The organism is Zooshikella ganghwensis DSM 15267 (genome assembly GCF_000428585.1).
Taxonomy (GTDB): domain Bacteria; phylum Pseudomonadota; class Gammaproteobacteria; order Pseudomonadales; family Zooshikellaceae; genus Zooshikella; species Zooshikella ganghwensis.
Genome location: NZ_AUAF01000029.1, coordinates 1 through 22831 on the forward strand (window position 1 = coordinate 1; position 22831 = coordinate 22831).

The 22831-nt window shown below is 41.4% G+C and carries 18 protein-coding genes; 8 read left to right on the forward strand and 10 right to left on the reverse strand.

Annotated elements, in window-relative coordinates; genetic code table 11:
- The first annotated feature begins 442 nt into the window (after window positions 1-442).
- A complete protein-coding gene (locus F607_RS28825; RefSeq protein ID WP_051311174.1) occupies window positions 443-2023 on the forward strand; it encodes a M23 family metallopeptidase in 1581 nt (526 codons plus the stop codon).
- 269 nt (window positions 2024-2292) lie between these two features.
- Here the strand turns inward: F607_RS28825 and F607_RS0108825 are convergent, their stop codons facing one another.
- Window positions 2293-4287: a neutral/alkaline ceramidase gene (locus tag F607_RS0108825; RefSeq protein ID WP_027707803.1), complete on the reverse strand. Its 1995-nt coding sequence runs from the start codon at window positions 4285-4287 to the stop codon at window positions 2293-2295.
- 1052 nt (window positions 4288-5339) lie between these two features.
- Here F607_RS0108825 and F607_RS28830 point away from each other — a divergent pair.
- Complete coding sequence (locus tag F607_RS28830) at window positions 5340-6782, forward strand: S8 family peptidase (protein WP_038290739.1); 1443 nt, start codon at window positions 5340-5342, stop codon at window positions 6780-6782.
- A 486-nt stretch (window positions 6783-7268) separates the two neighbouring features.
- Window positions 7269-8828: a S8 family peptidase gene (locus F607_RS28835; RefSeq protein WP_157365410.1), complete on the forward strand. Its 1560-nt coding sequence runs from the start codon at window positions 7269-7271 to the stop codon at window positions 8826-8828.
- A gap of 65 nt (window positions 8829-8893) precedes the next feature.
- Here the strand turns inward: F607_RS28835 and F607_RS0108840 are convergent, their stop codons facing one another.
- Window positions 8894-10678 (reverse strand): acyl-CoA dehydrogenase C-terminal domain-containing protein, encoded by a 1785-nt coding sequence (locus F607_RS0108840; protein WP_027707804.1) that lies wholly within the window; start codon window positions 10676-10678, stop codon window positions 8894-8896.
- A 456-nt stretch (window positions 10679-11134) separates the two neighbouring features.
- Here F607_RS0108840 and F607_RS0108845 point away from each other — a divergent pair, with 456 nt between their 5' ends.
- Both F607_RS0108845 and F607_RS0108850 read left to right on the forward strand, forming a co-directional pair.
- Window positions 11135-11584 (forward strand): Hsp20/alpha crystallin family protein, encoded by a 450-nt coding sequence (locus tag F607_RS0108845; protein WP_027707805.1) that lies wholly within the window; start codon window positions 11135-11137, stop codon window positions 11582-11584.
- Window positions 11585-11815: 231 nt separating this feature from the next.
- Entirely contained in the window at window positions 11816-12061 is a 246-nt protein-coding gene (locus tag F607_RS0108850; RefSeq protein WP_027707806.1) for a hypothetical protein, read from the forward strand.
- 123 nt (window positions 12062-12184) lie between these two features.
- Here the strand turns inward: F607_RS0108850 and F607_RS0108855 are convergent, their stop codons facing one another.
- The 8 genes from F607_RS0108855 to bioB form a co-directional block, all read right to left on the reverse strand.
- Window positions 12185-13987, reverse strand: coding sequence for an acyl-CoA dehydrogenase C-terminal domain-containing protein (locus F607_RS0108855; RefSeq protein WP_027707807.1), 1803 nt, complete (start codon window positions 13985-13987; stop codon window positions 12185-12187).
- A 371-nt stretch (window positions 13988-14358) separates the two neighbouring features.
- Entirely contained in the window at window positions 14359-15183 is an 825-nt protein-coding gene (locus F607_RS32680; protein ID WP_051311177.1) for a putative metalloprotease CJM1_0395 family protein, read from the reverse strand.
- Between the two features lie 37 nt (window positions 15184-15220).
- Window positions 15221-15457 carry a flagellar basal body rod C-terminal domain-containing protein gene (locus F607_RS0108865; RefSeq protein ID WP_027707808.1) on the reverse strand — a complete coding sequence of 79 codons (237 nt, stop codon included), beginning with the start codon at window positions 15455-15457 and terminating at the stop codon, window positions 15221-15223.
- Window positions 15458-15649: 192 nt separating this feature from the next.
- Entirely contained in the window at window positions 15650-16375 is a 726-nt protein-coding gene (gene bioD, locus F607_RS28845) for a dethiobiotin synthase (protein WP_084611171.1), read from the reverse strand.
- Window positions 16376-16393: 18 nt separating this feature from the next.
- Window positions 16394-17182: a malonyl-ACP O-methyltransferase BioC gene (gene bioC, locus F607_RS0108875; protein WP_027707809.1), complete on the reverse strand. Its 789-nt coding sequence runs from the start codon at window positions 17180-17182 to the stop codon at window positions 16394-16396.
- A gap of 21 nt (window positions 17183-17203) precedes the next feature.
- Complete coding sequence (locus F607_RS28850) at window positions 17204-17956, reverse strand: alpha/beta fold hydrolase (protein ID WP_051311179.1); 753 nt, start codon at window positions 17954-17956, stop codon at window positions 17204-17206.
- Window positions 17953-19131 (reverse strand): 8-amino-7-oxononanoate synthase, encoded by a 1179-nt coding sequence (gene bioF / locus F607_RS0108885; RefSeq protein WP_027707810.1) that lies wholly within the window; start codon window positions 19129-19131, stop codon window positions 17953-17955. Before bioF ends, F607_RS28850 begins: the two co-directional genes overlap by 4 nt.
- Window positions 19128-20189, reverse strand: coding sequence for a biotin synthase BioB (bioB, locus tag F607_RS0108890; protein WP_027707811.1), 1062 nt, complete (start codon window positions 20187-20189; stop codon window positions 19128-19130). The genes bioF and bioB overlap by 4 nt, the downstream gene beginning before the upstream one ends.
- Before the next feature lie 150 nt (window positions 20190-20339).
- Here bioB and F607_RS0108895 point away from each other — a divergent pair, with 150 nt between their 5' ends.
- The 3 genes from F607_RS0108895 (at window position 20340) to modB (ending at window position 22814) form a co-directional block, all read left to right on the forward strand.
- Entirely contained in the window at window positions 20340-21047 is a 708-nt protein-coding gene (locus F607_RS0108895; RefSeq protein WP_038290743.1) for a ComF family protein, read from the forward strand.
- A gap of 103 nt (window positions 21048-21150) precedes the next feature.
- A complete protein-coding gene (gene modA / locus F607_RS0108900; RefSeq protein WP_051311181.1) occupies window positions 21151-21999 on the forward strand; it encodes a molybdate ABC transporter substrate-binding protein in 849 nt (282 codons plus the stop codon).
- Window positions 22000-22121: 122 nt separating this feature from the next.
- Window positions 22122-22814 carry a molybdate ABC transporter permease subunit gene (modB, locus tag F607_RS28855; protein ID WP_038290745.1) on the forward strand — a complete coding sequence of 231 codons (693 nt, stop codon included), beginning with the start codon at window positions 22122-22124 and terminating at the stop codon, window positions 22812-22814.
- Window positions 22815-22831 lie beyond the last annotated feature (17 nt).

The window sequence follows — 22831 nt, forward strand, 5'->3', positions numbered from 1 at the left end:
AAGGCTTCGAGTTCTTTTTGAGTCACCATAATGGCCTATCCTTATACATTGTTAACATTAAGAGTAGGCGGTTACACAGAATCTTTTACAGTCTCAGTAATTAATTCTAACCACTTCGTAGTTTTATACTTTATCTTATGTATTTTGTTTTAGTATCAATTCGTTTGATTATTTTCACATATTTTATCTCACCACCATGTAATTATTAATATCGTACCAACTTATTATATGTTGGAAATATTTTTCTTTGAGCAAAAAATATTTACTTATTAACTCTCCTTGGTAAAAGGACTATCAATCAATAGGTGCCCATTACACATTATTCGCCACACTTTACGAAGCTATACCCTAGCAAGCTTTTAAGTAACTAAACACACACTGTATACATATAGCTTAGGGTAAAAATAATTTGTGTAAGGGAATTAAGTACAGGTGATGTACAATGAAGATTTATCGCTTAAATAACGTCATTAGACCATATGCGTCTTGCGAACAGAATCAAATAGCAAAATCGAAGCAGCTCCCCCTCAAAAAACTACTCATACCTCAAACATTACTTACATTAAGTATTATCGGTGCGACAACAGTAATAGGCAGTGGTATTGCTCAGGCTGAAAACGGTCAAACCAGTAAGCTTGAAGATTTCCCTATACAGTACTTGCTCTACTCTCCAACGGAAATGTCTCAGTTCGATTTGGCGCAGTATCTAGCTCAGCATGCTCCTCACCTAAGCCAATATGCCGAGGTTATTTCGCACTGGAGTGGATTTACCAGTATTAGCCCAAAAGTCTTACTCGCATTAATGGAGCAACAATCGGGTATTATCACTAACTCATCAGCAACAGAGGCTGATTTGCAATCACCTTTTGGCAACCTATCTGTGAAAGTAGGATTTGAAGTACAGATTGAAATCATTGCGAAACGGTTAGCTAAATTACATTACCATCCAAGTAAATCTTCAGCATCATTAAATGCCCAAACAGCTGATACGTTACAGCTAAACCAAGCTCAAACAATTAATCAGTTATTCACACAAAATGAAGCCAGTGGCGAATTTACAACGACGAGCGACGCCTCTAATTTGCAACGCTTCATTGAAACTTACAATAGACTATTTCCCAATGAGCTCAGTAGCAATACAACATCATTAACTGAAGATAATTATGTTCAACTTCCGCCAGACTCGATGTTTCAACTTCCTTTTCCAGTCGGTGAATATTGGCATATAGGTGGCGCTCACACTAATACCGGAAGTGGTAATCGTCCTTTATCCTCTCTTGACTTTAACAATGGAGGAAACTGGGGAAGTGATACTTCAAATCAGTGGGTATCTGCTGCAGCTTCAGGTGTAGCCAAAGTACATTCTTCGTGTTCCCTTGAAATAACCCATCAAAATGGTTGGTCAACGCACTATTATCACTTGTCTAATATTCAAGTTCGTACAGGTGATCAGGTATCAATAAATCAGCCTATTGCTAATTATGCTAGTAATAAATCTCAAGCACTTTGTAATGGAGGTCACTCTACAGGCCCTCAACAGCACTTCAGTTTGAAACTACAAGGTCGGTACATACATCTCAACGATGTATCCCTCTCGGGTTATAAAATCCATACAGGGCGTGGCAGCTACGGTAATAACTGTAGTTTCTTCTGGCTTACAAAAGATGGCGATAAACACTGCTCTGGCCGTATCTATAATCCAGGCATTGATAGTAATGATGATCCAAGTGTGCCACCGAGTTCTCCACAACCTCCTAGCACACCTCAACCACCGAGTAGCCCAGAGTGGCCACAGTTACCATTACCACCAAATAATACAGGACCAGACCTACGTGGACTTCCTGGTATGATTTGTAATATTGTTGCGACCTCAATCTGTGCAGGTACAGGTCAAACTCTAACGGCACCACAAAACAATCTATTTCCAGCAACAGAGCAGGAACAGCAGCTAAATAATCCTAATGTTGATTTTTGCCAGCTCGCAAAAGCCATTTGCGGTATTATTGATAGTCAGTTTCCTTGATACTCTTAAGAGTACTTACGCTCCTATAAGGGTACTTACGCTCCTATTTTCATATGGGCAAACTGCCACATAAACGGCAGTTTGTTCATATGATATACCCATAGCGAAGGATATAAACCCAATACGAATGGTTTTTAGGTACGGCCATCGAGTGACAAAGCCCCATGAGCCTATATTAATAGGTGATTGGGGTGAGGAGTGAAGATAACAAAACCTAGAAATCATTCGTGAATGGGTATAGATCAAGCACTAGCGATATGCAGCATCTGTCACTTTAAACCAACATAAAATGCCCTACTGACCCCAGTATAGGGTTTTACATCACCCGTAATGGGCTGCCGATAAGCCCCAACATGCCGAATACGATACAGTCCCTGCGAAGTATTCTCAGGTATTTGCCAACGAATAATTACATTTGATGACCCCCAAATAGGGTCAATTCGTTTCCACTGCAAGCTTGTGCTCCAGTCATTATCTGTAGCAACCGTTTTCCACTCACCTTGCGTAAAAGTTTCAACATATAAGTAGCTTTTACCCACTCTTAGGTCATTTCGTAAATGCCCCGACCAAAATGTGACAACGACTTCATCACTTGTTTTATATTGGCTAAGTGCATCACGTTCAATCATACCTATTTTCTTATTGAGAGGTGCTTGATCATAGACGACAGGTAAGTCAAAACTAATTTGATGTTTACTCAAATCACGCGGTTTAGGTTCTTTATAGCTATTCTGAACTTTATTTATATCATGTAAACTTTGTGCTAATTCACTCACAGCTTGACGATACGCAGCTAAAGTCCATGGTCCAAAATGAGTAGAGCCTCCTTCATAGTGCTGTGCATTATATTCTTCAAATGTTGTGACATACCCCGAGTACGCATTGCTATAGCCTGCCATTACCGAAACCCTGGTATCAGGGTAATATTTTGTTAACGTCTGCAAAATACGCCGACCTGCCATTACCGTAAATTCACCAGGTAATGCCACCACAACAAATGATCCTAATTGAATCAAGCTGACAGGAAGCACTTCAGGACTCCAGGGAAAGGGCTTAGCATTACCCTGTGCCAATATAATAGGTTTTGGCGCATGACATGTTTTTTGTTTTGCTGTAGGTTGGCTTAATAGTGCTGCAATTGCCTGCCAAAAAGGATTTTCCTGTAACTGGCCTTCATGAAAAAAATCAAGTCCTCGACCATCCTCGGTACCTGCCGCAAACGCATAGCCTAATGCGGCAGTACAAGTCTGCTCCATTTTTCCTGCAGTAAACTCCCGACGCACCCACTGTTTGCTCATATCAAAATAACGATGTCGATATTGTACACTTCCAGTTAGTTTTTGGTTCGATTGTAATACTAAATCTAGTGCTTTTTTAAACTGAAGTTCACCAATGAGTTTCGTACTTTCTTCCGGATTTTTCCCTGGTCCAGTACCATCCAAATTAATGTTAGGTGTCATGTCACCGGCATTAGATTGCGCAAAAGCCGAGACAATATTTACGCCCCAGACATCCTTGGCATACTTTTCAAATAAGTAGGCTGCATAGCCTTTATTATCAGAATTTATAAACTTATTTTCTTTTGGCATAGAAACGGCATGTGATGGAAACCAACTTAACACACCAACCAGCTGTCCTTTTTGCTTAAAACTAAGGACTACCATCCGCGTATCTTCTGCTGAATAACGCTCAGCATCTTTGTTCTGCAAATAAGCCTGCAAAGAACGATTACGATTAGCACCTTGCAAATGACCTTCATTTATGAATAATTCACCCGGCTGAAGGTTTTGATGTGCTTGAGTAATAGCGTTGGTAATCCCTTTAACAATTACGTCAAAATTCTGTTTAATAAATCCTTTTGTCGTAATGTTATACAATGCGTAATGTGAAAATCCTCCTGGACCTGAGTGAGTATGCGTAGCACTAATCACCACATTACGATCATGATAATAACCTGGCAATACTTTATTTAGGCGAGTAACAACAGCTTGTTTGATAGCTTGAAAAGCCATTCCTGTATCAGTAACAACATAAACCACGCTATCATTTGTAACTTGATCTTTGACAATAAATGCTCGTGCCCACAACCTGGTTTTAATTCCTTCGGCCACTTGATCCAAGTCAGCATAACCCATAAATAATACTTCAGCTGCTGGTCCTGTAATATCAGCTTTTCCTACACCTACAGCATATTTTGCAGAAAGTGACGATGAAGACACATAAAGCAGAATGAGCAATGCAATATTTATAATTCTTATTTTCATTGTATTTTGTCTGTCCTTAGCATACTTGTTATTATTTTATTTATGGTTATATACTCTCAGCGAAGGGTAAAATGAAAACAAACCACACCTTTTACTGAGGAAATAATGTTCTTCATTAGTCAATATGCTTCTGTTCAGTCATTACCAAACTATTTACCAACAAGTAACAACATGTATCAATGCATATTGATTTCGCAATATTCTCATTACACCGGATACTCAAATAGAAATAATGAAGAAGACATAAAAAATATAAACTATTTGTAACAGAATTCCATTTCACAAATGGACACTATGATTTTATCTCTACGATCTTAATCAAACTCTTAAGTCTCTCCCACTAAAACTTTCCGGTTTTATAAACCACAACTCCAAGTATTAAAGGTCACTTTCCAACATAAAAGTCAGAAAACAAACTTATATTTTTAGCCAATTACATTTTTTTACTTTGTTACAATTAACTAAAACTGGCCACCAAATTAACCTACAAGCGTACTTCTTTATTTTTAATGGCATCTAGACTCAATTAACAACAGGACTAAATGCTGCAAATTAGCGCACAATGCACCAACAAATTGCTATTTTTTTAATAGGCGTTTTCTTACAAAAAAATATCCTATTGTTTTTAAAGACTTTTTTAGCACATACTTATGGCAAGAGTTATGCATTTAACAATTTTGTATTGCCATACAAAGCAAAAATATAATATATTTTTAGTGTGAAATAAAAAAACGGACAAACAGCTAGCTTCAATCCTAGCAGATGGAAACGTCTTATATCATTAAACACATAACAAGCTGTAATAAGAATAAAAGTTAAAAGAGACTGGTGTAGCCAGTGCATATAAAACACTAAGAGTCTTTTTTAGTTTCGTTTAACTCAGTAACTAGCAGTATTAAACAAGTATATTTCTGGTGATGTATACTCAAAAAGAAGGGTTTAGAGCATCCAATGCTTTTATTTGCTCTGCGCTAATCACCTAAGCTATCCACAAAACAAACTTAAATAAGAACTATTATTTAGCTAAAAATCCTTAAACAGGGAGTGTGACCATGCCATCGACGAGACTGTTAAGTCTTTTTTCTGCAGCAACAATTGCTTTCAGCCTAACTAACACTTATGCAGTAGCTAACAACTCAATTACCCAAAAAACTGACCGTCTCATCATTAAATTTAAAAAAAGCCAGTCAGCCTCAGTAAGCAGTGATAACGCTAACAGTGCACATGCTCAAATGCTAAGAATGGGCTTCAAACCACTGCATAAAACTGCATCGGGTGCACAAGTATATAATTTGGGCGAGCTTGTCGATGTATCCAAAGTGAGTGAAATTGCAGAACAAATTTCTCATACAACAAGTGATGTTGAGTATGCAGAACCCGACTATATAATGACGGCATTAAATACTCCAGATGATCCAATGTACAACCAGCAATGGGCTTATTTTGACACCAAAGGTGGCATAAATGCGGAAGCAGCATGGGACCTTACTACAGGTAAAATGCCTTCTGGAGAGTCTGTTGTTGTAGCCGTTGTTGATACTGGGGTTCGTCCACATCAGGATTTAAAAAACAATCTCCTACCTGGCTATGACTTTATCTCTGATGCCTGGGCTGCAAACGATGACGATGGTCGTGACGACAATGCCTACGATACTGGAGATGCAATTAAAGCCGGTGAGTGTGGTACTGATGGTTACGGCAACCCTTACCCTTCTCAAGACCAAAGCAGTTCATGGCATGGAACGCATGTAGCCGGAACAATTGCTGCGGTGGGTAATAACTCCGTAGGCGTTTCTGGTGTTGCCTGGAATGCTAAAGTACTGCCTATTAGAGTCTTGGGTAAGTGTGGTGGATATACCTCTGATATTACAGATGGCATGATGTGGGCAGCAGGAATTGATGTTGATGATGCTCCTCGTAATACTCACCCAGCGCAAGTTATTAACTTAAGTCTTGGTGGTTATTCAAGCTGTAGCCGGACCTATCAAAATGCTATCCAAGCAATACGCGACAGAGGAGCTTCTATTGTAGTTGCTGCAGGTAACAGTGATGACAATGCCAAAGACTACACGCCTGCCAGTTGTAGTGGTGTTATTACTGTGGCAGCCACTAACAAAAAAGGCTTCCGTGCAAATTATTCCAACTACGGAACTGTCGTTGATGTTGCGGCACCTGGCGGTGAAACATCTTGGTTCTATAAAACAGGTGGCATATTATCCACACTCAATGCCGGCTCCTCAGCACCCGGAGAAGACAATTACGATTACTATCAAGGTACCAGCATGGCTGCACCACATGTAGCAGGTACTGCAGCTCTACTTTATGCAGTTAATCCTGATCTATCACCTAGCGCTGTTGAGCAAATTTTAAAATCAACAACGCGTAGTTTTCCAGGATGTTATACACGTGGCTGCAATAACCTTTGTACTGAAGACACTTGTGGTACAGGGATTATTGACGCAGGTGAAGCAGTAAAGAAAGCAAAATACTACTAATATTACTCAAAAGGTAAGGATGAGAACCCATGGAGGCTTTTTCACAAGCCTCCATTCTTGTTGAAGCATCCATGCATTAAAAAGCGCATTCTAGATAAAAAGAATACTTTTTATATGTACAGCTCATAGCAAAAGAAAGCACTAGATGTATACCTTTGCTATACGCCATAACTTAGTCTTTCTTATATGTCATTAAAGTTTGACATATAACCTTTTTTGACAAACATTTAATACATATTGCAAAGCGTTGTACTGTGAAGTAATAACCAGCCAAGATCAACATATATACTCATATATGAAGGGTATATTAATAATAAAAATGAACTCTCTTGACTAGTCCACATTCATTTTTTTTTTGGATGAAAGAAGTTACGCTCGACTTGTTTTACCAGTAAAACTCAGCCAAGCAGTTAAGTGAAAGTTAGTTCATATAACAATGCATACCAAGGAAATTCAGCCACAAAACCAGCATGGAGTGCCAATAACATGATAAAAAAAAACTGTTTCCCGCAACTTGGACTTCTTTCTATTGTAGTACTCGCAAGTATTACTAGCCCAGCTTCGGCTAACAACTTCTCTCTAAATTCTGAAAAAGCAGAGCAAAGCAAGGTTGTAACTAATATCGCAGCATCTACTAACCGCCTAATTATTAAATTTAAAACACCCAAAAAAATAAAAAATACGCCAGCTGCTGCCATCAGCAAAGCTCAATCAGAATCAGCGCTTTCAATGTTAAGTGCATTTCAGGCAAAGCCTTTACGGTATACTTCAAATGGTGCACAAGTTTATAGCTTAGGTGAAACCCTTGATATCAATACCGTTGAATCCCTAGCCAAACAGATAAGTAACGATAGCGCTGTAGAATATGCGGAACCTGACTATATACTTACCAAGCAAGAAATGCCTAATGACGCTCGTTACAGTGAGCAGTGGAATTACTATGAGAAGCCAGGGGGTATTAACCTTCCTGATGCTTGGAACATAACAGCAGGTTCAACAAAAACAACTGTCGCCATCATAGACACCGGGCTTGTTAAACACCCTGATATTGATACCAAGCGAATCTTGCCTGGTTACGACTTTATTTCTGATGCCTGGACTGCCAATGATGGTAATGGCCGGGATAACGACCCACTCGATACAGGTGATGCCATCAACGCTGGTGAGTGTGGCCAAGATAGCTTTGGCAATCCAGTACCAGCCAAAGACCAACCAAGTTCGTGGCATGGAACTCATGTTGCGGGGATCATCGCAGCCTCTGGCAACAACCAACAAGGCATTGTCGGTATAGCGTGGAAATCCAATATTTTGCCTATAAGAGTATTAGGCAAATGTGGTGGTTATACCTCAGATATTGCTGATGGTATTCGCTGGGCTGCAGGTTTAAACGTACTCGATGCACCTAAAAACCAGTATCCAGCCCAAGTTATTAATATGAGTTTAGGTGGAAAACACGCCTGTGGCAGAACTTATCAGAACGCTATCAGTGATGCTATAGCTCAAGGCACATCGATCATTGTAGCTGCTGGAAACAGTGCTGATGATGCAAGCCAATACACACCAGCGAACTGTAAAGGCGTTATTTCTATTGCAGCAACAAACCGAAATGGTGATAAGTCATATTATTCGAATTATGGGCAGTCTGTTGATGTAGCCGCGCCTGGAGGAGAAACACGTATTATCCAAAATGGCCATGTACAACAACAAACGTACAATGGCATTTTATCCACCATAGAAGGGGGCTACGCATTCTATCAAGGTACCAGTATGGCTGCTCCCCATGTTGCTGGACTGGCTGCTTTAATGTATTCAGTTAACCCTAAGTTGACGCCGACAACCACAAAGCAGATTTTAAAAGACACGGCAAAAGTATTTTCAGCCAATGCAACTCTTTGTAAAAAATACGGGTGTGGTACTGGAATAATTGATGCAGGCGCCGCAGTCAAAAAAGCTAAATCATTGCTTGATGAAGATACAACAACGCCACCTACACCAGAGACAGATAATAGTTGCTCATGGTTAGATTGGAATTGTTGGCCTTATTAATTCTTTAACTTGATGATAGCGATGGTATACCCTTCGCTATCATCAGTTAAGCTGAGTGTTATAGTTTAAAACTGCTCATCATCAAGTGAAAATAAATCTTCACTGCCAGCCATAATACACTGCTCGAGTCCATAAATACGTGGTAATAACTTATTAAAGTAATAGCGAGCTGTTTTCAATTTAGCATCATAAAAAGCATTGTCCTTATCAGATTTATGCGTTACTACCGCAACAACTTTTGCCCACATATATGCATAGGCTACATAGCCAAACAAGTGTAAATACTCAACAGAAGCAGCACCCACTTCATTTGGATTATTTTTTGATTTATCAATCACCCAAGCAGTCACTTTTTCCAATGTAGCAATGGCATTTTGTAGTGGTTTCAAATACGCACGCATAGCTTCACTCTGTTGCTGCTCTATGAACTCACGCATTTCTACTACAAATTCAGCAACATACTGACCACCATTAGCAACGACTTTACGCCCTACGAGATCAAGTGCTTGAATACCATTTGTGCCTTCGTAAATTTGTGCAATGCGTACATCGCGAACGAGCTGCTCCTGCCCCCACTCAGAGATATAACCATGCCCGCCAAGGACTTGCTGCCCCAAAACACAAGCATCTAAGCCCATATCACTAAAAAAGGCTTTAGCAACAGGCGTCATCAACGCTACAAAGTCTTTTGCCTTTTTCTGCTCAGTTTTATCTTGGCTGTATTTAGCTGTGTCTAACTGCAGTGCTACATATGTGGAAAATATCCGAGCACCCTCAGTTAAAGCTTTCATATTAAGTAGCATTCGTCGTACATCAGGATGAACCAATAAGGGATCAGCATACTTGTCAGCGCATTTTACTCCAGTAGGTGATCTTGCTTGTAACCGGTCTTTGGCATAATTTGCAGCAATTTGATAGGAAGCTTCAGCACAGCCAATACCTTGAATACCAATGGAAAGTCGCTCATAGTTCATCATGGTGAACATGTACATTAAACCTTTGTTTGCTTCACCTACTAGAAACCCTCGTGAACCATCAAAGTTTAGTACACACGTTGCTGAGCCCTTTATTCCCATTTTATGCTCAACAGAACCACAATTGACCTGATTAAACTCACCTAAAGAGGCATCTTCGTTCACCCATATTTTTGGAACAATAAACAGCGATATCCCTCTAGAACCTGCAGGAGCATCAGGTAATTTTGCTAAAACTAAGTGGATAATGTTGTCAGTAAGATCGTGTTCTCCACCAGTAATAAATATTTTTGTCCCCGTAATCGAATATGTACCATCACTATTAGGCTCAGCTTTAGTTCGAATAATACCTAAGTCAGAACCTGCATGTGCTTCAGTTAAACACATGGAGCCTGCCCACTCACCAGAATACATCTTAGGTAAAAACTGTTGTTTTAGTTTATTATCAGCATGTGAGTCTACGGCTAAACAGGCCCCTACTGTTAACACTAAATATAAAGCCAGTGAGTTATTTGCCCCATAAAGCATTTCTTCAAAGTGAACAGACAGCATTTTTGGCATTCCCATCCCGCCAAATTCGGGATTACCTGTAATACCTAGCCATCCACCCTCAGCAATCGTTTGGTAAGCCTCTTTGAAACCTTGTGGCGTTTTAACCTTACCTTCTTGCCAAACGACACCTTGGCTATCACCTGATTGGTTTAGAGGTGCCAGTAACCCTCCTGCAATCTTATTGCCTTCTTCCAAAATAGCTTCAGCAATATCACTATCAACTTGCTCTTTCAATGCCGGCCAAGATTGCCACTTAGTCTGACAATTAAAGACATCATTAAGTAAAAAACGAATATCGGTTAAGGGTGCATTATATTCAGCCATGATGGCACCTCAGCAAAAATTAAATTAAGTTTTTCTAGTATATCCATATCCACTGCGACGACTTAAATAGTTCGCAAATGGAGTTAACCACTATACATTTTATGTAGTGTTTCATTGATGCTTAGCATCAAATAATAATAAGTGTGACCTCTACTCCCACGCTTCCAACCATCCTTTGAAATAGCTATATCTAATATTACTATAATACCTTATAAACTTTTTTATTGTATTCGTCGCAATATGACTCATTAGTATTATTATATACCCATCACGAAGGGTATAACTTGCTCAAATTACTCTCTGATTTAACGCGTAGTGTTACATACAATTATCAGCAAAATATTGCATGATATTTATCAATATTATTTTAACAATTTTCTAATACAGTACGATTTACTAGGTCCTGTTAACACGCAACTTAATAGATGGTTATGTTATTTCATGGAGGAATAAAACATGAGTATGGTTCCGTGGAATCCCTTTAGCGAGCTCGAAACACTGCTTGATCGTTATCAGCGCATGTCTGGCAAATCTGCACAAACACCAGCAGGGGGGCGGGAAGCAATGAAAGTGAATGACTGGTCTCCCGCTGTTGATATTATTGAAACCGCTGAAGAGTACCTTATCAAAGCTGAACTACCAGAAATCAAAAAAGAAGATGTCAAAGTGACAGTCGAAGAAGGCGTATTAACGATCCAAGGGGAAAGAAAGTACGAGTCAGAAGAGAAAAATCGTAAGCATCACCGCGTAGAGCGTTTTTATGGCAGTTTTGCCCGTAGCTTTCACCTTCCTGAAGATACTGACACCAGTGCTATTCGTGCTGAGTTTACCGAAGGTATGCTCAACTTACATCTACCTAAAATGGAAAAACCAGCCACTCGTTCAGTAGAGATCAATATTAATTAACCCATTATTACATCGGGAGCATATGGTCCATGTCTAACAAAAATGGTGCCGTGTGCTCCCGAAAATATATTCTCAATAACCGCCATAACGACTCAACTTTAGTTTTTAACCTACCAAATATATAAGCTGAGCGATTAAGCCTGCTTACTATTATTTCTTGTCATTCTTTGTAAAACGTAGACTTATCAATTATTTTTGTTCTTTAAAGCATCAAACCCAAGCAGTCATATCATGAAGTTATGGTTCTTAGTTATTATTCACAGTATAAATACTCTTCTTAAATGCCAATCATTACAGCATGACTTAGTTTGTCATCAGCTCACTAAAAATCAAGAAACAAAAAAACAGCTTGTTTATATTATTTGGGTCATTACCACATTTTTTATGCTTATTTGCACACAATTATTACCTGTAGTCATCATTATTATGTTGAGTACGACATTTTTAGGCTTCATGATTTTAGATGAAACAGAATAAAAAAAGCCCGCTAAACGCGGGCAAGATAAAGGAGCTGTATGAAAATTACCAAACCAAAATCTTTATACACTTCACTTTGAACATAGCGGTGTGCTTTTAGTAAAAAGCACACAAATCACTAAATTATTCAACTCCAAACTCGTCTTCAGCAATTTCCATCAAATTATCAGCACCTGATAGTATCGCTGCTTTATGCATTTGGGTACGAGGTAAAATCCGTTTAAAGTAAAAACGTGCGGTTTTTACTTTAGCGCTATAAAAGCTTTCTTCTGTCGTTCCCGCTTTTAACTTTTCCTGGGCTACTCTTGCCATATCAGCCCAGAAATAAGCCAAGCAGGCATAACCGGAGTACATCAGGTAATCAACCGCTGCAGCACCTACTTCATCCCGGTTTTGCATAGCAGCCATACCCACCTTCAGGGTGATATCTCCCCACTCTTTGTTAATTTCAGTCAATGGTCCAATAAACTCCTGCAAAGCTTCTTCATCAGCATTAGCCTGACAGAATTTATGAACCACTTTGGTAAAGCGCTTCAGTGTTTCACCCTGAGTCATAAGCACTTTACGTCCGAGCAGATCGAGTGCTTGAATACCCGTTGTTCCTTCATACAACAGCGCAATTCGGCAGTCCCGAACATTTTGCTCCATTCCCCACTCACGGATATAACCATGACCGCCATAAACCTGCAGGCCTAAGTTAGCTGCCTCAAAGCCCACCTCAGTCATAAAGGCTTTTGCTATAGGGGTAATAAAAGACAACAGTTGCTCAGCTTCATTTCTCATTTCGGCATCAGGTGAAAGCTTAGCAACATCGACTAATTTCGCAGCGTAATAGGCTAACGCTCGATTACCCTCGCCAAATGATTTGATCGTCATAATCATACGACGAATATCAGGGTGAACAATAATGGGGTCAGCAGGTTTATCCGGTGCTTTGGGACCAGACAAAGAACGCATCTGTAAACGGTCTTTGGCATAGGTTAAAGCGCCCTGAAAGGCCACTTCGGTATGTGCCAAACCTTGCAGCCCCGTACCCAAGCGCGCTGTATTCATAAAGGTAAACATACAGTTTAAGCCTTTATTCGCTGGACCAATTAGATAACCTGTAGCCTCATCAAAGTTCATAACACATGTTGAGTTACCATGAATGCCCATTTTATGTTCAAGGGAACCACAGTGAACTGCATTACGCTCCCCTGGCTCACCCTGCTCATTAGGCAGCCTCTTAGGCACAATAAATAAAGAAATACCTTTGGTGCCAGCAGGGGCATCCGGCAAACGTGCAAGTACGATGTGGACAATATTATCAGCCAAGTCATGCTCACCCGCTGAAATAAAGATTTTGGTACCTGAAATACGATATGAACCATCAGCATTAGGGTCAGCTTTACAACGCAGCAGGCCCAAGTCTGAACCACAGTGAGGCTCAGTCAGGCACATCGTGCCAGTCCACTCACCTGAAATCAGCTTGGTCAAATAAACTTGCTTTTGGTCTTCTGTGCCATGAGCAGACAGCGTATTCATTGCACCATGGCTTAGGCCAGGATACATACCCCATGACCAGTTTGCTTCACCAACCATCTCACTAAGCACCAAGCCCAAAGACTCAGGTAAACCCTGGCCACCATACTCAGGCTCATGGGCCAGTGATGGCCAGCCACCTTCTACATATTGTTTATAGGCTTCTTTGAAGCCTGAAGGCGTTGTTACACCCTCAGCACTCCACTTGCAACCTTCTTCATCCCCTGAGAGATTTAATGGCGCTAGCACTTGCTCACAAAACTTTGCTCCCTCCTCCAAAATCGCATTAACCATATCAGGTGTTGCGTCTTCACACCCAGGCATCGTTGCGTAGTGCTCTGGATAACCCAACACTTCATCTCTAACAAAACGAATATCACGTAAAGGTGCTTTAAATTCTGGCATAGTGCTAACCCCTCACTCTGGTTTACTTCTTGTTTTTATTTGTTTTTACAAATTTGTGTGTTGCTTTTGTCTATCCTGGTTTGTTGCAACATTATGTATGTATAGCTCTTCAGGAGGATTCTAACTGGTTGTTATTTGAGCATAAAAATAATAAAACAGTTGTTTGAAACATACGTTGGTAAGTTTAACTTGTCAAGTTAAAGCCATGTGTATTTCCAGATACGCTAACCATCATTTTAGTCATTTTTTCAAACTGTCGTTCGAATGAAATGTCATAGCACCAAGTTAGTTTAGAAAAAACTTATCTAAATCTAAAATCGTAAACTTGATTGCTCGTGGAGGAGAAAAATGGTGGGAAATTAAAATATTTATCAGGTAGACAAGTCAATTCCCCTGTCCACTTGATCCTTGATTAAACCAAGCTCAATAAACTGCTCATACACTGATAAGTTACGCCGATTCCTTTCTGCAAGTTGTACCCTGCTCTCTTCATCATTATTGTTTTCTTCACCTGTGTCCTCTTCCCTACTTGCAATTGCAGACTGCGTATTTACCTGCGCTTGGTTAGCAGTAAGCTGTTCATCTTGCTGAGTAACCAGCTCTCTTCTGGCTTGCAACTCAAGTTGTGAAGCTTTGGCGGCTACAATTCTATCCTGGGCTGAAGGCTCAGCAGGCGCTAAAGCAGCACGACGGATTTGTTGAGCCTTAGCAATAGTTGCTTCAGGACTCCCAGGTACAGGGGATAAGTCAATCGATACTTCGCCAGAAACAGCATATGGAACACCATTTGGTCCTCGAATAAACTGAAACTGCGCTGCACCGGCAAACTGCCCTCCTACCGCTTGATGAGTCTGCTCATGGGCTTTAACCTCTCGGTCACGCTGAGCTAACTGCTGTATCTCTTGCTCTTCTTGCTGCTGTTGAGCATTATCCTGTGCGTTTGACTGGTCTTGCTGTTGATCTTGATTGACTTGCAGATTTCTAGCTTGAAGTGCTTGGTCTCTGTCTAGAGACTGCTGCTCAGCGACATTAGGCTGATTTTGAGTCGCAGCTCGGGGGGCTGTAGAACTGAGCTCTTCTACAGGCATGAAAGTGGAAGTTTGTACTCTTTCCTTTTCGATACTTTCCGCAGTCTTTACAGGTGCAACAACAGGCGGAATAACATTGTTTATCGAAAAGCTATTATTAACCTGCATGCTTAAACTCCCTGACTAATCAGCAATGAGTAAAAGCTCAGGCCGTTATATCAAGCAGTGTTCCTAGCATTTCATCCGCGACATTAACGACTTTCGCTGAGGCTTCAAATAAATGCTGGCCTTCTTTAAGCTCAACTATGGATGTTGCTAGATCACCACTACCTTCACTAACAGCCGTACCTGAAGCAATATCCTGTGCAGCTTCAGCTACCGTTGCCCGTCCTCGGTTCATTCCCGAGAGGCCTGTATAAAGTAGTGAGTTATTAACCTCCATTGTACTGCCCTTTTACCTTATATAAGTTTTCGAAATGCCCACTCATAAAGCGCAATACCACTTGGATACAGCTACAACCCTATTGAAACATGATACACTTCACATTCAAAAAACTGATTCTGCATAAAAACTAATCAGACATGACTAATAGGATTGATAGCACCAGTCAGCTTGTTCATCATTAAAGCCAGCTCAAATAAGCGCTTCCAGTGACAGGTAACGTGCAGCACATCTTGATAAATAACTGGGCACTTCATAAGCAGAGCCAGTGGCTATTAACGTTTCTGAACCACTTAAGTGAGGAACAACACCCAAGCAAGGTGCCTTGAGTAATGTCTTTAAGGTGTCGACATTTTCCTGAAAGCGAGACATTTCGGGGTCAATGGTATTGGCCACCCAGCCTGCTAACCTTAAACCATCTGACTGAATGGCTTCTGCTGTCAATAGTGCATGATTTAAACAACCAAGCTTCATACCCACCACCAGTATGACTTGAACCTCCAGGTGCTTCACTGCATCGGCCAGCGTTTCCTCATTATTAAGCGGCACTCGCCACCCACCAGCTCCTTCAATAAGCGTAAGATCTAAAGAAGAGTTGTTGATTAAGTGCTGACAGTGATTAGCAACTAGCGCAGCTGTTAAGGAAGTCTTTTCCTCTAAAGCAGCAATGTGAGGTGCAATCGCTGACTGAAGAGCAATGGGATTAACCTCAGCATAATGACAAGCCTCTGTCATAAACTGTTTTAATAAAATAGCATCCTCATTTTGCCAGCGGTTTTCTGTCAGTTGGCAACCTGCAGCAATAGGCTTGATCGCCTTAGTAGAGAGACCATCAAGGCGTGCCCGTTCAAGCAAAGCACAGCTTATGAATGTCTTACCTACTTCAGTGTCTGTACCAGTAATAAAAAAAATGGACATAACTACCCAGTATTAAAACTACTTTTTCTTGAGAACCCCATAAATAACCTGGTAAGTGGCTGGCAAATTCCCATCATCATCACGATACCGCTCATACGCTTGTCGCAAGCGTCGTAAACGTCTGAACGTCGTCAAACCACTTGAAGGAGCTTCCAAAACGGTATTGGCTCCCAGGCTTTTTAGCTCTCGGGTTAACTGAGATAACTCTTGGTAATGCATGGTACAAGGCTGACGCTCAAGCATTAACTGCTCTAAACCACTTTGTTGAATGGCTTTTTCATGGGCTAACATACCAGGATAGTGATTCACATGGTTATAGCTATCTACCTGTGACCAAGCATCTCTTAGCTCATTCAGTGTGCCGGCTCCTAACGTTGTAAATACAAAATACCCTCCTGGTCTCAGTACTCTGCTTATCTCACTAAATACTGCTGCGGGGCTACTACACCACTGGATCGCCAAGCTGGAAAAAACCAAATCCACTGACTGACTACGAATAGGAAGCTGTTCAGCATCACCACTTAGCCAGGTTGCACCTAACTTTTGATAACGCTGACGAGCAAACTGCAACATCCCCATCGCGATATCACAAGCCAGTAACTGGCTAGTTTCATAAACACGGGCAAGCTTTGTGGTGAAATAGCCTGTGCCACATCCCAAATCCAGTATTACCCTTGGCTCCACGTGGCTAGGAAGAAACGACATCAACCGATTACCAACCAGTCGCTGCAACTTAGCAACGCTATCATATTGCTGAGCTGCACGACTAAAGGAACGGGCTACTTTCTCTTTATCAACAAGAATCACTCAAATACCACTAAGCTTAGGTTATGGTTGCTGGGGGTCTAAAAAGGCGTGAATCAATGAAGCAACATAATCGGGTTGGTCCCAAAAAATAAGGTGGCAACCATCGAGTGCTTCAACCTGATGATGAGGAAATCTATCTTGGACATGACTACTTACTCGACTGGGAACCAATGCATCACGCTTTGCAAATATATGCAGTGCAGAACAAGCTATTTCTTGCAAAAAACTTCTGGCATCAGAGTCCCCCAGGAGCCGTAAAGAACGTATATAGATTTCATGTTTGTCTGGTTTACCTTTGGCTTGAGCGGTTAAACCACGCAGTAATGCACGTAGCTGATCACTACCCAAACAATTAAGACGCAGGAAGCGCTGAAAAGTTGCTGAAAAATCTTCTTCTATACCCTCTAGAAACATGCCAAAGACTTCTGGGTCCATACCAGGCCAGTCAGCTCTTGCCACAAAGCAAGGATTGCTGGCAAGCGTTATTAGGTGTGAAACTCGATCTGGATATTTTGCGGCTAAACCACTAGCCAATGCTCCCCCAAAGGACCAGCCAATAAGGGTACAAGGCTGCTCTGGCAGAAGATCTACAAGATGACTTTGTAATGTTGACCAGTTCCAAGCACCTGCAAAATCACTCTCTAAGCCAGACAAACTATGGCAGCTAACGGAGTAACCCACATCAGTCAAGACTTCAGCCAGTGGGTTCAATACACGTTGGGGCATCCCCCAACCTCCCAATAACACAACTGGAGAGGCATTCAGTTTAGTCATAAAGGTTCCTGCAAGCCTTTTATGTTTGCTAACGCATCAATAAGCTGTTCCACCTGTTCCATTGTATGCTCCGCAGAAAAGGTTATTCGTAACCTAGCCGTTCCTTGAGGGACTGTGGGTGAACGGATTGCTGTGACCCAAAACCCTCGCTTCTGTAACTGATGACTTATCTGAACACATCGATCAGCATCACCCACCAATACAGGTTGTATGGGAGTACACGATGGCAGCAGCTGCCAACCTTGTAGGCTTACTTCATGGCGGAAGAACGTGATTAACTGCTGTAAATGACTTCTGCGCCAGCTTTCTTCTTGTATTAGTCTCAAACTGGTTAACGATGCTGCCGCTAACGCTGCAGGTAAGGCTGTGGTATAGATGTAGGTCCGTGCAAATTGAATCAGTGCTTCAATCAACATTTTTGAACCCGCAACAAAAGCACCGTAAGTACCAAAAGCTTTACCGAGTGTCCCTACTAATATGGGCACTTGCTCAGGACTCAAGCCAAAGTGCTGAATTATTCCCTTACCCGTCGCCCCTAAAACACCAAAACCGTGAGCATCGTCAACCATTAACCAGGCATCATGCTTTGTAACCGAATCCACTAATTCAGGTAGTGGGGCTATATCGCCATCCATGCTAAATACGCCATCAGTCACAACCAACTTGTGTTGCTCTAGAGAACAGTTTTGCAGTCGCTTTTCCAGCTGTCCGATATCGGCATGAGTGTAGCGTCGAAACTGAGCCTGACTGATTAAGCCACCATCAATTAGCGATGCATGATTCAGCTTATCCTGCAAAATGTAATCACCTTTTGTGGTTAAAGCATTAATCACGCCAAGATTAGCCATATAACCGGATGAAAACAGTAGTACCTTTTCATACCCAGTGAATGCTGCAAGCGCTTCTTCTAACTGGTTATGAAGCTCATGATGCCCACAGACTAAATGGGATGCACCACTGCCGACACCATGGTTGCGAGAGGCTTGCTGAAATGAACGAATGACTGCAGGATGATTGGCTAGTCCAAGATAATCATTACTACAGAAATTAATCATTGCCTGTTGCTGGTTAATCACTTCAGGACTCTGTGGACCGCACATCTGCTGTCGATAGCGTAATAAATGCTGACGCTCACGCTCTAAAAGGCGGTGTCGTAAAACATCATCTAGCTTCATGGGGTTGCTGTCGCATCGTAAAACAGTGCCTGGTCCTGTTGCTGCTCAATTGCCTGCTGGAGTTGCTGTACCTGTGCTGTATCAGACTGACCAATATGCTGCTCTGGAGAAATTCCAAGAGACTTAAAGAGTTGTAAGTCCTTGTTTTTTTCTGGATTAGGGGTTGTCAGTAAGCACTCCCCATAAAAAATTGAGTTCGCACCTGCAAAAAAAGCTAACGCCTGCATTTCTTTAGACATATTTTCCCGCCCAGCAGAGAGGCGTACATAAGACTTCGGCATCATGATCCGGGCCAGCGCAATGATTCTAATAAACTCAATAGGGTCAACATCATCTACATTGTCCAGAGGTGTGCCATCCACTTTGACAAGCATATTAATCGGTACACTTTCTGGTTGTTGAGGCATGTTCGCCAACTGAATTAATAGCCCTAGCCGATCCTTTTCACCTTCTCCCATACCAATAATGCCACCTGAACACACCTTAATCCCTGCATCTCGCACATGGGCTAATGTATTAAGTCGATCCTGATAGGTACGAGTTGTAATAATGCTTCCGTAAAACTCTGGAGAAGTATCCAAGTTATGGTTGTAATAGTCTAAGCCAGCCTCCGCTAACGATGCAGCTTGCTCATTATCCAACATGCCAAGGGTCATACAGGTTTCCAGGCCAAGCGCTTTTACCCCTTTAACCATTTCTAATACATAGGGCATGTCTTTTTTACTGGGATGCTTCCAAGCTGCTCCCATACAAAAACGGGTTGCTCCTGTAGTTTTAGCGTCTTTTGCTTTTGCCAGCACGGCCTCTACTTCCATAAGCTTCTGCTTTTCTAAGCCAGTATTGTAGTGGCCGCTTTGTGGGCAATATTTACAGTCTTCAGGACAAGTACCCGTTTTGATAGAAAGTAACGTGCTCGTTTGAACCTGATTCGGGTTGAAGTAGTTGCGGTGAATGGTTTGCGCGGTAAATAGCAAGTCATTAAAGGGTTGTTCGAAAAGTGCTTTTACTTCATCGTAAGTCCAGTCATGTCGAGTATCTTTGCTATCTGTCAGAGTCATAATCAATCCGGTCAGGTCTTCACGGCTAAAAAGGTTTAAGGGTTCAGGCCATTACAATGAGTGAATTAGTCCTCATTAATGCTCATTGTGGTCCATTGCTTTTGCTGTGAATGGTAAATTGGTACCGCCACCTGTCAACCAAATTGAATTATGAAGGTTTACATTCGATCACTTATTAATCAATTTATACCTATTCCTTGCTTGTTATGTGGTATATCTACCACATTTGACTGTCGTATATGTGTGTCTTGCCAAAAAAACTTGCCAGCCTTTAAGTTAGCCTGTCATAGCTGTGGGCTACCAGTGCCTTCTCTTGATGTGCATCGCTGTGGTCAATGCTTAGCAAAGCCTTCTCCCATCAGCCGGACAGTTTGTGGGTTTAGCTACCAGTTTCCTGTGGATAAACTCATTGTTCAGTTTAAATATCATCAACAACTTGGTATAGGAGAGACACTTAGCCATTTGCTGGCATTTAAAATAAGACAACTCTATCAGGGTGACTCCTTACCTGAACAATTAATTCCTGTACCAATGTTCCCTAAACGGCTTGCCAGCCGGGGATTTAATCAAGCTGAAATCATTAGTAAACAATTAAGTAAATATCTGAATATCCCAGTAAATTACCAAAGCTGTAAACGTGTAATAGACACCAAACCTCAAGAAGGTCTTAATGCCAGACAGCGCCAAAAAAATTTACAGAATGCTTTTAAAAGAATTAACCATGTGCCACCACATGTTGCCATTGTTGATGATGTGATTACGACAGGAGCAACCATCAGTGCACTGGTTGAAACATTAAGCGCCACTGATGTTACGCGGATTGATGTCTGGAGCCTGGCAAGGACTCCCGCCAACTGATAAGCTCGCAGGGCATATGTCTTAGCTCAACTAAAGCACTATGTGGTGCATTTGTCCTTGCATATGCCCACGTCAAATAAGGCCTAATGAAAAGGATGCAATTATGTGCTGCTGGAAAAATGCACATCACTTGGGGTTAAAAGCAACTAGACAACAACATCGATATTTCTCTCACGAGGCGGCTCATTTACGCTTTTTTGTTTTAGCATTGATCATTTTAGCATTAATAAGCCAGTCCACATTTTCACATGCTTCACTCGCTACAAAAAACGTAATTACCATTGCAGTAGCCAGCAATTTTAAGCCAACCCTTCGCAGCCTCAGCAATCATTACCAGCAACTCAATAAAAACCAAAAGATTGTACTTAGTAGCGCGGCGACAGGTGTCTTATTTACCCAAATTCGCCAAGGCGCACCTTTTGATGCATTCTTTGCGGCAGATAGCCTTCGCCCAAAATTATTAGAAAAAGCAGGCCTTATCTACCCAAACTCACGTATAACCTATGCTCATGGCCAATTAGTTTTATGGTCCAGGGAGTACACTGACTCTATCCACTCAAAAAACATAAAACAGCTTTTGCAAGAAAGCACCCAGCTTAGTATTGCCAATCCTAAAACAGCACCTTACGGTTTAGCGGCTCAGCAAGTATTACAACGACTGAATTTGTGGCCACACCCCAGACTTGTCATGGGACACAACATTGCACAAGCTCTTCAATTTATCCAAACAGGTAATGCAGCAACGGGCTTTATTGCCAAAGCACAGCTGCCATTTATTAAACGGGGTCAAACATGGGAAATTCCACAGGCTTGGTACCAGCCTATAGAACAGCAAGCTGTCATCCTTAAACGCAGTCAGGCATCAACAGCCACTCAGCATTTTTTTAACTTCATTCGCAGTAAAAAGGCCAAAGCAATAATCAAACAAGCAGGTTATGATTTGCCAGAATGAAGCTAAGCCTCCTATTGCAACACGCAAAGTCAACTAATAACACCCACAGCCAAGGGTATATCAGTGAACTGATACAAGATAGCTTCTTATTTATAATCGCCTTAAAGCTGACTTATTAACTTATGTTTAGTGCTACCGATATTGCCGCTATCACCATTACACTCAAGCTAGCATTGATTACTACAATACTGCTCATGCTACTTGCACCACCTATTGCCTGGTGGCTAAGTCACACACGAAGTAAAGCCAGATCATTTATAGAGGCATTGGTAGCCATGCCATTGGTTTTACCTCCCACCGTGCTGGGCTTTTATCTGCTATTACTTTTTTCACCAGATAGCCCCGTCGGCGGTGCATGGTTACAACTGACAGGTTCAACATTGGCTTTTAATTTTAGTGGGCTGGTCATCGGCTCCATTTTTTATTCGCTGCCTTTCGCGGTACAACCATTACAAAGTGGCTTTCATCAAATCGATCATGGCCTACTTCAAGCAGCGACTACGCTGGGTGCATCACCTTGGAATGTTTTTACCCGAGTCATTTTTCCACTCACCAAACGCAGTTTTATCATCGCTGCCACTTTATGTTTTGCGCATACCATTGGTGAGTTCGGTGTCGTTCTGATGCTGGGGGGGAATATACCCGGAAAAACCCAAGTCATTTCCATTGCACTGTTTGATCATGTTGAATCACTTAATTACACCCAGGCCCATTGGCTGGCAGCGGTTTTAGTCGTCTTTTCACTAGCCGTGTTGTGGCTTGTCTATGGCTTGCAAGGAAATAAACGTCAAAAGAGGTTTAGCTCCGTTAGTTAACAATTCATTTATTTAAG

Bases quoted from the DNA above. Each gene is read 5' to 3' on its own strand.
- F607_RS28825 (WP_051311174.1), top strand. From the start codon at position 443: ATGAAGATTTATCGCTTAAATAACGTCATTAGACCATATGCGTCTTGC.
- F607_RS0108825 (WP_027707803.1), bottom strand. From the start codon at position 4,287: ATGAAAATAAGAATTATAAATATTGCATTGCTCATTCTGCTTTATGTG.
- F607_RS28830 (WP_038290739.1), top strand. From the start codon at position 5,340: ATGCCATCGACGAGACTGTTAAGTCTTTTTTCTGCAGCAACAATTGCT.
- F607_RS28835 (WP_157365410.1), top strand. From the start codon at position 7,269: ATGATAAAAAAAAACTGTTTCCCGCAACTTGGACTTCTTTCTATTGTA.
- F607_RS0108840 (WP_027707804.1), bottom strand. From the start codon at position 10,678: ATGGCTGAATATAATGCACCCTTAACCGATATTCGTTTTTTACTTAAT.
- F607_RS0108845 (WP_027707805.1), top strand. From the start codon at position 11,135: ATGAGTATGGTTCCGTGGAATCCCTTTAGCGAGCTCGAAACACTGCTT.
- F607_RS0108850 (WP_027707806.1), top strand. From the start codon at position 11,816: ATGAAGTTATGGTTCTTAGTTATTATTCACAGTATAAATACTCTTCTT.
- F607_RS0108855 (WP_027707807.1), bottom strand. From the start codon at position 13,987: ATGCCAGAATTTAAAGCACCTTTACGTGATATTCGTTTTGTTAGAGAT.
- F607_RS32680 (WP_051311177.1), bottom strand. From the start codon at position 15,183: ATGCAGGTTAATAATAGCTTTTCGATAAACAATGTTATTCCGCCTGTT.
- F607_RS0108865 (WP_027707808.1), bottom strand. From the start codon at position 15,457: ATGGAGGTTAATAACTCACTACTTTATACAGGCCTCTCGGGAATGAAC.
- bioD (WP_084611171.1), bottom strand. From the start codon at position 16,375: ATGTCCATTTTTTTTATTACTGGTACAGACACTGAAGTAGGTAAGACA.
- F607_RS28850 (WP_051311179.1), bottom strand. From the start codon at position 17,956: ATGACTAAACTGAATGCCTCTCCAGTTGTGTTATTGGGAGGTTGGGGG.
- bioF (WP_027707810.1), bottom strand. From the start codon at position 19,131: ATGAAGCTAGATGATGTTTTACGACACCGCCTTTTAGAGCGTGAGCGT.
- bioB (WP_027707811.1), bottom strand. From the start codon at position 20,189: ATGACTCTGACAGATAGCAAAGATACTCGACATGACTGGACTTACGAT.
- F607_RS0108895 (WP_038290743.1), top strand. From the start codon at position 20,340: ATGAAGGTTTACATTCGATCACTTATTAATCAATTTATACCTATTCCT.
- modA (WP_051311181.1), top strand. From the start codon at position 21,151: ATGTGCTGCTGGAAAAATGCACATCACTTGGGGTTAAAAGCAACTAGA.
- modB (WP_038290745.1), top strand. From the start codon at position 22,122: ATGTTTAGTGCTACCGATATTGCCGCTATCACCATTACACTCAAGCTA.